The following is a 13,196-nucleotide window of genomic DNA, read 5'->3' as shown; positions in this document are numbered from 1 at the left end:
TTGCTCCTTCCAGTCTCGATTCGCAAATTAGTCACATGAGTTTTTTGTAGTTCGGCACGCAATGTCAGTGACACACTGACCATAATCAATGATTGCGCTCACGTTTCAAAAGCCCCACCGCTCGATAAAAGAACTGCCGCCTATCGAGTTAAACGACTTCGCGCTTATAACTGGCGTCAATGGCGCTGGCAAAAGTCACCTATTGGAAGCGATCGAAAAAGGGCTGGTACAAGTTGCTGGCATAAATGCAGTTGAGGGCATCAAGCGGTACGATTGGACGAATCTCACTGTGAAACTTGATGAAGTGGGCGATCCGCTGGAAACCCGCAAACGGAAGGAGCAAGCAATTGCGGCAGGCCAAAAAGCCATCGAGGAATTGCGCCAGGCGCTGGTCCGCTGGTTTACTACTCATGCTGTGAAGACGGGTCAAGATTTAGCAGATTGCGACTGGCTGCTTTTAGCCGACGATGCGGCAATAACAGACATTATCATTCGTGATAAGTCGGCTACATTTTCTCAAAGCCACATTGCGAAAGTAGTCGAAGGATTTGTCAAACTCCGCGACCAAATTCCATCGGATTTATCTAAAAAACTGAAACAATTCGGCGAGTTTGCCTCGGAGTTGATTCAACGCGCGAAAGAAAAAGAGTGTTCACTGTTGAAACTCGATGCAACTGATCTGCGAGGTTGTGTCCCACTTTCATGGGCGCAGGCGCCTCTCTTGGATTTTCGTTTTGCTGAGTTGTTTACGGCTTACCACGCGACCTTTGAACGCAATCGCATAAATCGCTACTACGCGGAGCATGAAGGGAATACTGATTTGCCATGGCTTGACGAAGAGGCGTTCGTTCGCCGCTACGGTCCTAAGCCATGGGATCTCGCCAACAGGGTTCTGGAGAAAGCCAGCCTTCGTTACAAATTCAATCAACCTACCGCCAGTTTGGAGGAGGGTTCCAAATTTACTCTTCGCCTAACGGATCGTTCTGACCCTCAGATCGAACTCAAAGTCGCCGACCTTTCTTCAGGCGAACGAATTCTGTTATCCATTACCCTACTGCTTTATCAGGTCACCACGAATCAGCAACTGGCAGCTCTGCCGCAAATGCTGGTATTGGACGAAGTAGATGCCCCCCTGCACCCGAGCTTTACCAAATTGTTGTTGGAGGTATTGAAGGATACATTGGTGGATCAATATGGCCTCAAAATCCTGCTAACAACTCACTCTCCCAGCACGGTCGCTCTCGCACCGGAAAACTCGCTATATGAGTTAGATCGTCACCCGCGACATCTCAAACCCGTAACACGAGCGCATGCAGTGCAAGTGCTAACTTCTGGCTTTGTCACAGTAATGCCTACGAGTAGGGTTGTTGTTGTCGAATCCAGCTTTGACTCGCTTTGTCACGCAGAATTATGTGAAAGCATAACTGGAGCTGGGTTTCTTGCCTCCACTCCACCTCTGAGTTTTCTCCAAGCATCAAAAGAAGGCGATGACGGTTCAAACGGTGGAGTCGCGCAAGTTAATAACTGGGCTCCAAAGCTCGATTCATTGTTCCAAGAAATAGGATTTCGTGGACTTATCGACCGCGATGAGAGTCGAAGTTCGGTTGGTGTAGTCAAAGTCCTAAACCGCTACAGCATCGAAAACTATCTCTTAGATCCTCTAACGATTGCCGCACTTTTTATCAAGGACGGCGTCGTAAGTGGATTCAACAATTGTTCTATTACTGATATGAACTTCCACAGGATCACATCACTCAACCAAGAGTCACTGCAGCATTTGGCCAACGATGTTGTCGCTTGGCTGGAAAAAGATCATGCGATTCTCGTTGCACAGCACCCAGGCCGTTTTGACGTAAAATATTTATTCGGTCCTACGTTGAGTCTTCCGGTTTGGGTTCGCGACTTCCGTGGTCACGACCTAAAAACAATCTGCAAACAAACGCTCAACCCGATGTGCGATAAGATGAAGCGCCCAATAATTCTTCCGGCACGAGATTCCCTTGCTCGTGTGCTAGAGATGCAAACCAAGTGCCTTCCCTCGATCATTCCTGAAGACCTTCGCGATATCTATACCGCTCTTAAGTCCTGACTTAGGAAGCGGATTGGAAATTTGTAGGTAAGTTTGCAAGGCTGCACAACAGTTTTCGGTTTTTTGCAACGGCACTAGCAGCCCTGCACAGAGCCTCGCAGATTTTTGCAATGAGGTTTGCAGGAGTGCGCGGAGCCTTGTGAGTTTTTGCAACGAGGTTTGCAGCGCTGCACGACGGTTTGTGAGTTTTTGCAAGGCACTTGGCAGGACTGCGCGGGGCATTACGGGTTTTTGCAATGGACTTGGCGGCAGAGTGGATCGTCAAAGCCGGTTCCGACGCTGCGCAAACGCGCAGGTGTATTAAGTAGAACAAATTAGCTTGTCACTGCCATGAAAACCGTTCATATCCGACTCGGATGCTGCGGGCATGAAGTCCGGCTGGCACCGCAAACTTAAACCTACAGGAGAAAAATTAGTTATGATGAATCTCAGTCGTGTGTTTGAAAACCAGTTCGATAAACCGCAGATCAGCTCCGAGGAGTTGCGGAGTTTTGCGGAGGATCATATCGGGAAACTCACCGGGCGGGCGCCTTACGCGGCGATGCTGGCGGCGACGGAGGCGGTGTTTGGGCCATTCGACGACGCGCTCTCGGCTCGCGCGGCCACCATCGGTTCGCAGATGGGCCAGACGATGACGAAGAATGAGGTGGTGCAGCTTTTCCGGACGAAGATCCGCCAGCGGCGCGGGCGGGTGGTGGATGTCTTGAGCGAGACGAGCGCGGAGTATCTGGAGATTTTCCCGCAGGGGCTGTCGTATTACACGCGGGCCACGATGCAGACGCTGAAGACGCGGCTGGATTATCTGGTGGAGAAATTAACGAAGTATCAGGCGCAACTCGGCGCGCCGTTGCTGGCGGAATTTGTGGCGTTGCAGGCGAGTTTCAACGAGGCGCGCAGCAGTCAGGTGGAGGAAAAAGGCGGGGTGAGCCAGGCGCGGGGCACGGTGAAGACGACGCGGACGGCGCTGGAGCTGCAATTGACGGATAATCTGCTGACGCTGGCCAAGGAATACAAAGGCCAGCCGGAGAAGGCAGCGGAGTTTTTCGATCAATCGAAGCTGGAAGACCCGACGCAGAGCCAGGCCACGGACGCCACGCCGCCGCCGGTGTAGGGGAAATGACTAAATCCTAATGACTATGAGGGTGCGCAGCGGTGTCCCGAGACCCGTTAGGGTCAGCCTATTTATAGCCAATCGAGTTTCAGTCGAATCAGGTCCGTAGGACCGGCATCGCTCCCGACAGCGATGCCGCACCTCCGGCGCTCACACCGTTTTCTCGAGCGTTCTTCTATAGATATTTGGCTCCGACGGAGCCTTTCACGGCGATTCGGAGTAAGTGGATCACAGACTTTCGCTACGCCCTCTTCGTCATTTGCCTGCGGCGATCTCGTCGGACCGGCAATTTCCGGTAAAGCGAAAAATACATTGGCCACTTTGGACGCAGGATGAGGTCGATTCGACGAGAGCCGCTTGAAACGCTGATTCGACTCTAACTCGCGTCTTCCTCGTCCGTGTCCTCGTCCTTGGGCAGCTCCGGCTGTGGCTCCAAGAGTTTCCGCTCGATAAACGCCAGCAACTCCGACTTCCCCGCGCGCGTCTCCGCCGAACTCACAAACGTCTCCGGCAGCGTCTCGCTCAGGCCGATGAGATGATTCTGAAACGCCTCAATGTTCCGCTGCAGCGCCATCTTTTTCATCTTGTCCGACTTCGTGAACACCAGCGCAAAGCGGATGTCGTTGTCGATCAGCCACTGCACAAACTCCAGGTCGATCTGCTGCGGATCGAGCCGCGAATCGATCAGCACCAGCACGCAGCGCAACGTCCCGCGGTCGCCGATGTAGCTGGCCACCATCTTCTGAAACTGCTGAGGGTCCTTCTTGATCGTCTTCGCATAGCCGTAGCCGGGCAGATCCACCATCGTCCAGGCGTCGTTGATCTTAAAAAAATTGATCATCCGCGTGTGCCCCGGCGTGGCGGAGACTTTCGCGAGGTTGGCCTGCCCCGTCAGCATGTTCAGGAGCGACGATTTGCCCACATTCGAGCGGCCAATGAAGGCAAACTCCGGCAGTTTCTCCGGCGGACACGAGTCGAGTGTGAGCGCACTGGTGACGAACTGCGCGGTTTTGATTTTCATTGGGGAGGAGAGGCGAATCTACCAGGCCACCGTGCTGCGCTTCGGCGGCTCCACCTTCTTCTTGCGCGGCTTCTTCTTGCGGCCCGGAGCGGGCTGCTTCTTGACTGGCGCCACCGGCTCCTCTTCCTCCTGGGGCGTCTCCAACTCCGGTCGGGCCACTTTCGCCAGCTCCTCGTAATCGACCTTGATCTGGTCGAGTTGCTGGTCGGTTAATTCCTCGATGTCTAGCAGCGCATTGTGTGCGGAGCTGGCGCGGATCAATTCATCGAGCTTCAAATGCATCGCCTCGCTGTCGCGGTTCTGGGTGTTTTGAATCAGAAACACCATTAGAAACGTGATGATCGTCGTGCTGGTATTGATCACCAACTGCCAGGTGTCGCTAAACTTAAAGACCGGCCCGAGCACCGCCCAGAGCAGAATGATCAGGACAGCGGCGCCAAAGACCCAGGGCTTGCCCGATTGCTTGGAAGCAGAGCGGGCGAAACGGCAGAATAAATCGTTTTTCTCAGTCATGGCCGGGATATTTAAACAGAGCGCGCGGGATTTCCACATAATTCTCCCACCCTCGTAGTCTCTACCCGCAATACGGGCCCCAGCGCCCCGTGTCACGAGGGATTTTACCGTCCAGCCAGAATGGTTCGGGTGTGTGCACTAAAGGGGTTGTCATCCGGCGGAGTTTTCATTAAGCCTTACCACTCCAAAAAATTACCCACTCTTATATGTCACTCAATCTTCCCGTTCTCTCTCGCGCTGCCAATATTGCCCGTGGTCTGGCCATCGATGCCGTGCACAAGTCCAGTTCCGGTCACCTCGGGCTGCCGCTCGGCGCGGCGGAGGTGGGCGCGGTGCTTTTCGGCGAGGTGCTGAATTTTTATCCGGCCGATCCGCATTGGTTGAACCGCGATCGCTTCGTGCTTTCGGCGGGCCACGGCAGCATGTTTCTCTACTCCTGGCTGCATCTGGCGGGCTATGATTTGAGCATCCAGGACGTGGCAGACTTCCGCGTGCTCGACAGCAAGACGCCGGGACATCCGGAGTTTGGCCACACGGTGGGCGTGGAATGCACGACGGGTCCGCTCGGCCAGGGCGTGGGCAATGCGGTGGGCATGGCGGTGTCGGCGAAGATGGCTGCGGCGCGGTTCAACACCGCCGAGCACGCCATTTTCGATCATAAAATCGTGGCGCTGGCGGGCGATGGCTGCCTCCAGGAAGGCGTGGCGGCAGAGGCGTCGTCTTTCGCGGGGCACTTCAAACTCGATAATCTGATTCTGATTTATGATTCGAACGATGTGACGCTCGATGCGATGGCCTCGGCTTCGCAGAGCGAGGACACGGCGAAGCGTTACGAGGCCTACGGCTTCGACGTGCAGATCGTGGACGGGCACGACATGGAGGCGTTTCTGGTGGCGTTTGAAAAGGCGCGGGTGGCCAATGGCAAGCCGCATTTCATCATTGTCCGCACGCTCATCGCGCAGGGCATTCCCGAAGTGGCGGGCACGGCCAAGGGCCACGGCGAAGGTGGCGCGAAATTTGCCGATGCCGCCCGCAAGGGACTCGATCTTCCAGCGGAACATTTCTACGTCGATCCGGTCGTCACGGAGTTTTTCGCGGCCCGTCAGGCGGTGCAAAAGGAAAAATACGACGCCTGGCAGAAGCTGTTTCTCGCCTGGGAAAAGACCAATCCCGCGCTCTCGGCCCTGCTCGACAGCGGGATAACGAAGTCCATTCCAGCCAATCTGATCGACAAGATTCCTGCGTTCAAGCCGGACTCCAAAGTGGCCACGCGCAAGGCGGGCAGCGATGTGCTGCAGCCGCTCGCGGAGGTGTTGCCGCTGCTGGTGGGCGGAAGCGCGGATCTTTACGGTTCGACTTTGAATTATATCGACAGCAGCAAGGATTTCACCCCGGGCAACTACGGCGGACGCAACATCCGTTTCGGCATCCGCGAGCACGGCATGACGTCGATCATGAATGGCATCGCCTATCACGGCATTTTCCGCCCCTCGGGTGCGACGTTCCTGGTGTTCGCCGATTATTGCCGGGCTGCCATTCGACTCGCGGCGCTCTCGCACCTGCCGACGCTCTACATTTTCACCCACGACTCGGTCGGCGTCGGCGAGGACGGCCCGACGCACGAACCCGTGGAGACGGTCAGTTCCCTGCGAGTGATCCCAAATCTGGACGTGATTCGTCCGGCGGACCCGGAGGAAACAGCGGGTGCTTTTGCCGCTGCGCTAACCCGCACCGACGGGCCGACTTTGCTTTCGCTCTCGCGTCAGGCCGTGCCGATGTTGAACGACATTTCGGTGGAAGATCGCCGCGCTGGTGTGGAGAAGGGCGCTTACATTGCCATTCCCGAAAAGGGCGAGCTGACCACCATTCTTCTCGGTGCCGGCAGCGAGGTGCAATACGCGGTGGAAGCCGCCAAGCAACTCGGCGACGGCGTCCGCGTGGTGTCCGTGCCGTGCTTCGAGCGCTTTGATCGCCAGAGCGACGAATACCGCGAATCGGTGCTGCCCAAGGCCATTCGCCGCCGTGTCGCCATAGAAGCCGGAGTCTCCGATCTGTGGTTCAAATACGTGGGTCTCGACGGCAAGGTCGTTGGTATCGACCGCTTCGGTCTGAGCGCTCCCGGCGCGCAGGTTTTCAAGGTCCTCGGCATCACCACCGAGAACCTGGTGAAGACCGTGCAGAGCTTGGAATAATCTCGAGCGACTGTGCATCGTTTCCCTTTACCGGGGTGACGAATGCTGCTACACCCAGTGTCGTGAACGAAGACACCCCAGACAGCGTTGACATCCAGCAAGTGGAGCAAGGGCTCCGCACGCTCACGCACGACTGGCGAAACGTCCTGAATGGCATCAATCTGCGCATCAGCTCGGCGAAATATGCCGAGACGGATGCGGAGTGGGAATCCGATCTGGAGGAGGCGCATCAGTTGATCGTCGCCGCCACCGCCCAGCTCGGCGCTCTCAGTCGTAGAATCGCCACGCCGACCGTGACGGCGATCCCGTATCCGGTGGATTTTTTCCTGGAGGATCTGGCCGGCTACCTCTCCCAGCATCTGGGCGAGAATGCACTCAAACTCGAATGGGAAAAAAGTGCCGCATCGGGAAAAGTGGTGTTGGATTTCGGTCTCATTGCACAGGCCGTGAGTGAATTGATCGAGAACAGCCTGCGCCGCCTGTCGGCCGATGCGAAACTTTCGATTGCCGCGCGCGAGGCTGGGGGATTTCTCGCCCTCTGCTGGAGCGAAAGATACGAGGGTGACTCCGATCCAGAAACGTGGGGACGCCAGCCTTTTTCCAGCAGCGAGCGCGGTCGCATGGGACTGGGACTTTACTTTGCCCGCCGCGTGCTGGCCGCTCATGGTGGCGACATTCAGTTTGAGCAAAATGCATTGAATGGAATGCTCCAGACGACCGTCTGCATCCCGATGAAACTCCCATGAACACGCCCGCTGCCACCTTGGGAAAGATCGTTGTCATCGACGACGACCGGCCCGTGCTGATGACGCTCGACGGGTTGCTCACACGCAAGGGTTACGTCGTCCATCTCGCCAACACCGCCGCCTCCGGACGCAGTCTGGTCGAGCGCGAAAAGCCCGATGTTGTGCTGCTCGATCTGGGTTTGCCCGACGGCGACGGCATGGAGTTGCTCCGCGAAATGAAGCTCACGTGGCCCGATCTCCAGATCATTATTTTGACGGGCCAGGACTCGCTCCATAACGCCATCGAATGCATCAAGCTGGGAGCCTTCCATTTCATCAGCAAGCCGTATGCGCCGGAGGAGGTGATCAGTCTGCTCGGACGGGCCCTCGAAGCGCACAACATGCAGGAGGAAACGGCTCATCTGCGCGAGGAAACGCTGGAGCTGAAAAAGAAATTGAAGCGTGCAGAGGCGTATTTCTCCCCAAAGGCGCGCAGCCGGAAGATGCAGGAAATTTACGACCTCGTCCGCCGGCTCGCGTCGAGTGATGCCAGCGTGCTGATTCTGGGCGAGAGCGGCGTCGGCAAGGAAGTCCTGGCGAATCACATTCATCAATCGAGCCGCCGGGCTTCCGGTCCGCTGGTGAAACTAAATTGCGCGGCGTTCCCGGCGAACATGATCGAGGCCGAGTTGTTTGGTTATGTAAAAGGCGCGTTCACCGGAGCCGTCGCCGATTTCCCGGGCATGATTCAGGAGTCCGCAGGTGGCACGCTTTTCCTCGATGAGCTGGCCGAGATGCCGCCCGAACTCCAGACGCGGCTGCTGCGCGTCTTGCAGGAGCGCGAGTATCGTCCGCTCGGCAGCACGAAGACGAAACCGGTCGATTTCCGGCTGATCGCGGCGACGAACCGGGCCATCGAGGAGGCGCTGGAAAGCGGTCGTCTGCGCGAGGATCTTTATTATCGGCTGAATACGTTCCAACTCGAGTTGCCGCCGTTGCGGGAGCGCCGCGAGGACATTCCGACGCTGGCCAATCTTTTCGTGGAAACTTTTGCCGGGCAAATGGGCAAGGACGGCATGGCGCTCACGGCGAATGCGCTGGAAAAAATCACCGCCTTCCACTGGCCGGGGAATGTGCGCCAGCTCCGCAACGCCATTGAATACGCCGTCGTTCTGGCGGAGGGACACACGATTGAGGAGGCGCATCTGCCGGCGGAAATCCGGCTGCCCGCTGGCTTGCAAACCCGACGCAAGGCGACGACATCGAGCGTGCAAAGTCTGGTGGAAAGCGAAAAGCAGACCATCATCCGCGCCCTGGCCGCGACGCAGGGAAATAAGAAGAAAGCCGCCGAGATGCTCGGGATTTATCGCCCGACTCTTTACCAGAAAATCAAGCGACTCGAGATCGAGTACTAACTGGCGGCGCTAGGAAGAGAGATCGATCTCTTCCAGACGGCGCGTGATCGTTTTCAAAACCTGGAGCCGCGCGCTCCATTTGTAATTGCCGGGAACGACGACCCACGGGGCGTTGCGGGTGGAGGTTTTTTCAAAACAATCCTGCGCTGCCTCGTTGTGCTCGTTCCATTTGTGGCGGTTGCGCCAGTCTTCGTCGCTGATTTTCCAATGCTTGTAAGGATCGGCCTCGCGGCGTTTGAAACGCTCCAGTTGCTCGTCCTTGCTGATGTGGATGTAGAACTTGAAAATGATCGCGCCATCGTCGGTCAGAGTGCGCTCAAACTCGTTAATCTCCCTCGGCGCGCGCTTCCATTCCTCCTCTTTGGCGAAGCCTTCCACGCGCTCGACGAGGAGGCGTCCATACCACGAGCGGTCGAAGATCGCGATCTGGCCGTATTGCGGAAGTTTGTTCCAGAAACGCCACATGTAATGGTGCTGATATTCCTCGGAAGTGGGTTTGATGACCGAGTAAACGCGATACATGCGCGGGTCGAGTTTCTCCGTAATGCGCTTGATCGAGCCACCTTTTCCCGCCGCATCGGGGCCCTCAAAAACCATGATGACCGAGCGTTTGGTCTTGCTCAGGCGCAACTGCAAGTTGAGCAGGGAAAGTTGATGCTCCTTCAGCTTGCGCTTGTAAGTCTCCGTATCGATGACTTCTTTTTGGTCCAGATCATCGAGGATGATTCGTTTGACGGAACTCGCGGAGACGGATGGCATGGCTTCGTTCTAGAGATTTTTTAGCGAAGGACAAGAGCTTCTTCGGCCAGCATCACCGGGATGCCGTTTTCAATGGGAAAAAGGACCGCGCCGTCCTCGCGGAGAAGTCCAGTTTGAATCGAATCTGAGCGAGGCTCGCCGGAAGTTTTCCGAATCTCCCCGGCAACGATGCGCCGATTGCAGTCGGAAATTTCCTCCGGCGTCGCCTCGCGGACGAGTTGCATCGTTATCGGACAGCGCAAAATCTGGATCAATCGTGCGCGTTCCATCGGAGGCGAGTTTAGTATTTAGGGAAACTCGGATCGACCTGATCGGTCCACGTCACGAGACCGTCGGTGAGATTCAGAAGTTTCCCGAAACCCGCGTCCTGCAACGTGTGGAAAGCGGTCACGCTGCGGTTGCCGATTTTGCAATGCACCACGATTTCGTCCGCCGAATCAAGCTCGCTCATGCGCGATGGAAGCTGGTTGAGTGGAATCAAAGTCGCCCCTGGCAAATGGCAGATGTCCCATTCGTATTTCTCGCGCACATCGAGGAGGACGACCTTGTCGCCACGGTCGAGGCGTTCCTTGAGTTCCTTCGCGGAAATGGATGGCACATCGGCGTCTTCCTCAAGCTTGGCGGCGGCTTGCGGCACACCACAAAACATCTCGTAATCAATCGGCTCGGTGACGGTCGGATGCTCGCCACAGACCGGACACTTCGGGTCGCGGCGCAATTTGAATTCGCGAAACTTCATCGTCAGCGCGTCGAAATTAATCAATCGGCCCATTAGCGTTTCGCCGATGCCCATGATCAACTTCACGGCTTCGATCGCCTGCATGACGCCGATGATGCCAGGCAAAATCCCCAAAACGCCACCTTCGGCGCAGCTTGGGACCATTCCGGGCGGCGGCGGCTCGGGAAACATGCAGCGATAGCAGGGGCCGCCGAGATGCGGCGCGAAAACAGTGCATTGGCCGTCGAAACGAAAGATCGACCCATAGACGTTGGGTTTTTTCAGGAAAACGCAAACGTCGTTGGAGAGATAACGAGTCGGGAAATTATCGGTCCCGTCGATCACGATGTCGTAGGGCGCGACGATCTCCATGGCGTTCTCCGAGCGGAACATCGTGTCGTGCATAACGACCTGGACATTAGGATTCACGTCGCGAATGCGGTCGCGGGCGGAGAGGATTTTTTTGCGGCCGACATCCTTTGTTCCGTGCAAAATCTGTCGCTGCAAATTGGAAAAATCCACGGTGTCGAAGTCAACGAGGCCGATTGTTCCAATGCCCGCCGCAGCGAGATAGAGCGCAATGGGCGAACCGAGTCCGCCCGCACCGATGATGAGAATTTTAGCGGCCTTGAGCTTTTTCTGACCTTCGAGCGTCACTTCCGGCATGATGAGGTGCCGGGAATAACGGGCGATCTCATCGTTGCTAAACTGGATTTTCTCCAGCCGGTCGGGACTAATAATACTCATAAATGGACGCCAATTCTAAGCGACTCGACTCGTTTTGCAAATCGGCGCGGCGCTAGTCGTTCAGATCGACCTGAAAGAAATCCAGAAAGACCTGGCGATACACCGGCTTCTTCATTTCCGGCAGCCAGACCAATTGAAATTCCGGCGGCCAGATCCAGCGCAGCTTTTGAAATTCCGGATGCCGCACCTCGACTTTCGGCGAGCAGCCCGGCTGGGCATGGAGCAAAAAATAATGCTGTTCCTGTCCGTCGAAGCCCCAGTTTTTGCGCTTCCTCATAAACTCGTAGCGATACGGCCCGCGCATTTCGCCGACCTCATAAGCATCGGACTCGAGTCCGATTTCCTCCCAAATTTCGCGCCGCAGGGCCTGCTCGAGGCTTTCCCCGGCATCGACGCCGCCTTGGGGAAACTGCCACGCGCCGGAATAGTCGCGCCGTTCGCCCACGAGGATCTGACCGTCCTCACGCTGGAGAATTGCCGCTACATTTGGGCGGTATTTGATGCTATTCATGGGAGTTTTTATGTCACTGCCTACCTTCAAAGTGCACGCCTGGGGACGGCGGCTGATGATATTCGCGACCGTTTTTATCGCCGTTTATTGCTTTAAACTCTGGCAGCCACGGCGGCAAATCGAACTTCACCAGAAAAATCTCCTCACGGCGCTGGAAGATAGAAATTGGAGTCGAATCAAAGGCAAGCTCGCGGCCAATTACTCAGATCGCTTCGGGCACAATCGCGAAACGGCCTTGAACGATCTGCGCGAGGTGCTGCGGCAGTTTTTCGCCGTAACAATTCACACGCAGGGGAGTCAGATGGTTCTCATGTCGGAAACGGCGACGATTACCACCAATCTCACGCTTTCCGGCACCGGAACCGGAGCGACGGAATGGATCACCAGCGAGGTGAATCGACTGCCCACACCCTGGGTTTTTACTTGGCGAAAACAGAGCCGACTTCCATGGGATTGGCAGTTGGAGAAGGTCGATAACGCCAGTGTGAATGTGCCCAATCGCGATGCAGGTTTCTAAGCGATGTCCGTTCAAGAAATTCTGAGCCTGCTCGGTGCTGCCTTTGCCGCCGGTGTCATCAATGCCGTCGCCGGTGGCGGCACGATGATCACTTTTCCGGTGCTGCTCCTTTTTGGGACGCCCGCCATTGTCGCCAATGCCACCAGCACGCTCGCGCTCGTGATCGGCACGGCGGGGAGCATTTTTGGCTACCGCAGACACATCGACGAGATCAAGCCCTGGCTCGCGCGTCTCGTTCCCGTGAGTCTCGTGGGCGGCGGGGTCGGCAGTGTGCTTTTACTGCACACCAGCGATACGACTTTCACTCGAATCGTGCCGTTTTTGCTGCTCTTTGCGACGTTACTTTTTCTGGCGCAAAGCCTTTTCAAAGCCGTGGCTACTCAACAAATAAGGGACCAGCCAACGCATCATATCGCGCCGAAATTTCTGATCTTCTCCATCGTGGCGCAATTTGCCGTGGCGATATACGGCGGCTATTTCGGCGCGGGCATCGGCATTCTCATGCTGGCTTCGCTCGGATTTTTAGGGCTGTCCCATATTCATGAGATGAATGCCCTGAAAAACGTTCTCGGGTCTTTGATTAACGTGGTTGCTGCCATCATTTTCATCTGCGGCGGCCTGATAGACTGGCCCAAGGCTGGCGTGATGACCATCGGAGCGCTGGCGGGTTATCTTTTTGGCTCCACATATTCACAGAAACTCCCCCACGTCTGGGTCCGCCGAATCATCAGTGCAGTCGGCTTGGGTATCACAGGCTATCTCTTCTTTAGGCAATTGAAATAGTCAGCCTGAACAAAAGAAGACAGTCGCAGATAGAGTTCGTAGGACGAGCAGGAGTTTAGATCATGCAAGCGATTATCTGAGTTGGGTCAATAATT

General features: G+C 56.1%; 13 protein-coding genes. 7 read left to right on the top strand and 6 right to left on the bottom strand.

Annotated elements, in window-relative coordinates; all coding sequences use genetic code 11:
• Positions 1 to 88 precede the first annotated feature (88 nt).
• Both ABIT76_03975 and ABIT76_03970 read left to right on the top strand, forming a co-directional pair.
• Complete coding sequence (locus ABIT76_03975) at positions 89 to 2,089, top strand: AAA family ATPase (protein ID MEO7932299.1); 2,001 nt, start codon at positions 89 to 91, stop codon at positions 2,087 to 2,089.
• Positions 2,090 to 2,507: 418 nt separating this feature from the next.
• Complete coding sequence (locus ABIT76_03970) at positions 2,508 to 3,200, top strand: hypothetical protein (protein ID MEO7932298.1); 693 nt, start codon at positions 2,508 to 2,510, stop codon at positions 3,198 to 3,200.
• Between the two features lie 376 nt (positions 3,201 to 3,576).
• Here the strand turns inward: ABIT76_03970 and yihA are convergent, their stop codons facing one another.
• Together yihA and ABIT76_03960 are read right to left on the bottom strand one after the other, a co-directional pair.
• Positions 3,577 to 4,221 (bottom strand): ribosome biogenesis GTP-binding protein YihA/YsxC, encoded by a 645-nt coding sequence (yihA, locus tag ABIT76_03965; protein MEO7932297.1) that lies wholly within the window; start codon positions 4,219 to 4,221, stop codon positions 3,577 to 3,579.
• Positions 4,222 to 4,239: 18 nt separating this feature from the next.
• Positions 4,240 to 4,734 carry a low affinity iron permease family protein gene (locus ABIT76_03960; GenBank protein MEO7932296.1) on the bottom strand — a complete coding sequence of 165 codons (495 nt, stop codon included), beginning with the start codon at positions 4,732 to 4,734 and terminating at the stop codon, positions 4,240 to 4,242.
• A gap of 206 nt (positions 4,735 to 4,940) precedes the next feature.
• On the opposite strand from ABIT76_03960, the gene tkt reads away from it, so the two are divergent.
• The 3 genes from tkt to ABIT76_03945 all read left to right on the top strand — a co-directional run bounded on the left by tkt (position 4,941) and on the right by ABIT76_03945 (position 9,066).
• Positions 4,941 to 6,926: a transketolase gene (gene tkt, locus ABIT76_03955; GenBank protein ID MEO7932295.1), complete on the top strand. Its 1,986-nt coding sequence runs from the start codon at positions 4,941 to 4,943 to the stop codon at positions 6,924 to 6,926.
• 62 nt (positions 6,927 to 6,988) lie between these two features.
• Positions 6,989 to 7,672, top strand: coding sequence for an ATP-binding protein (locus tag ABIT76_03950; GenBank protein ID MEO7932294.1), 684 nt, complete (start codon positions 6,989 to 6,991; stop codon positions 7,670 to 7,672).
• A complete protein-coding gene (locus ABIT76_03945) occupies positions 7,669 to 9,066 on the top strand; it encodes a sigma-54 dependent transcriptional regulator (GenBank protein ID MEO7932293.1) in 1,398 nt (465 codons plus the stop codon). Before ABIT76_03950 ends, ABIT76_03945 begins: the two co-directional genes overlap by 4 nt.
• 9 nt (positions 9,067 to 9,075) lie before the next feature.
• Here the strand turns inward: ABIT76_03945 and ABIT76_03940 are convergent, their stop codons facing one another.
• From ABIT76_03940 to ABIT76_03925, 4 genes are read right to left on the bottom strand one after another with little or no spacing between them, the layout of a single operon-like run.
• Positions 9,076 to 9,825 carry a UDP-galactose-lipid carrier transferase gene (locus tag ABIT76_03940; protein MEO7932292.1) on the bottom strand — a complete coding sequence of 250 codons (750 nt, stop codon included), beginning with the start codon at positions 9,823 to 9,825 and terminating at the stop codon, positions 9,076 to 9,078.
• Positions 9,826 to 9,845: 20 nt separating this feature from the next.
• Positions 9,846 to 10,094 (bottom strand): hypothetical protein, encoded by a 249-nt coding sequence (locus ABIT76_03935; GenBank protein MEO7932291.1) that lies wholly within the window; start codon positions 10,092 to 10,094, stop codon positions 9,846 to 9,848.
• A gap of 11 nt (positions 10,095 to 10,105) precedes the next feature.
• Positions 10,106 to 11,290: a molybdopterin-synthase adenylyltransferase MoeB gene (moeB, locus tag ABIT76_03930; GenBank protein MEO7932290.1), complete on the bottom strand. Its 1,185-nt coding sequence runs from the start codon at positions 11,288 to 11,290 to the stop codon at positions 10,106 to 10,108.
• A 52-nt stretch (positions 11,291 to 11,342) separates the two neighbouring features.
• The gene (locus ABIT76_03925) at positions 11,343 to 11,801 is read right to left on the bottom strand and encodes an NUDIX domain-containing protein (protein ID MEO7932289.1); all 459 of its coding nucleotides are present in this window, start codon (positions 11,799 to 11,801) and stop codon (positions 11,343 to 11,345) included.
• A 10-nt stretch (positions 11,802 to 11,811) separates the two neighbouring features.
• Between ABIT76_03925 and ABIT76_03920 the strand changes: the two genes are divergently transcribed.
• The gene (locus tag ABIT76_03920; protein MEO7932288.1) at positions 11,812 to 12,318 is read left to right on the top strand and encodes a hypothetical protein; all 507 of its coding nucleotides are present in this window, start codon (positions 11,812 to 11,814) and stop codon (positions 12,316 to 12,318) included.
• Between the two features lie 3 nt (positions 12,319 to 12,321).
• Positions 12,322 to 13,101, top strand: a complete 780-nt coding sequence (locus tag ABIT76_03915; protein MEO7932287.1) for a sulfite exporter TauE/SafE family protein — start codon at positions 12,322 to 12,324, stop codon at positions 13,099 to 13,101.
• Positions 13,102 to 13,196 lie beyond the last annotated feature (95 nt).

The sequence above is a fragment of the Chthoniobacterales bacterium genome, assembly GCA_039930045.1.
Taxonomy (GTDB): Bacteria; Verrucomicrobiota; Verrucomicrobiia; order Chthoniobacterales; family DASVRZ01; genus DASVRZ01.
This window is presented reverse-complemented; position numbering and strand designations above follow the sequence as displayed.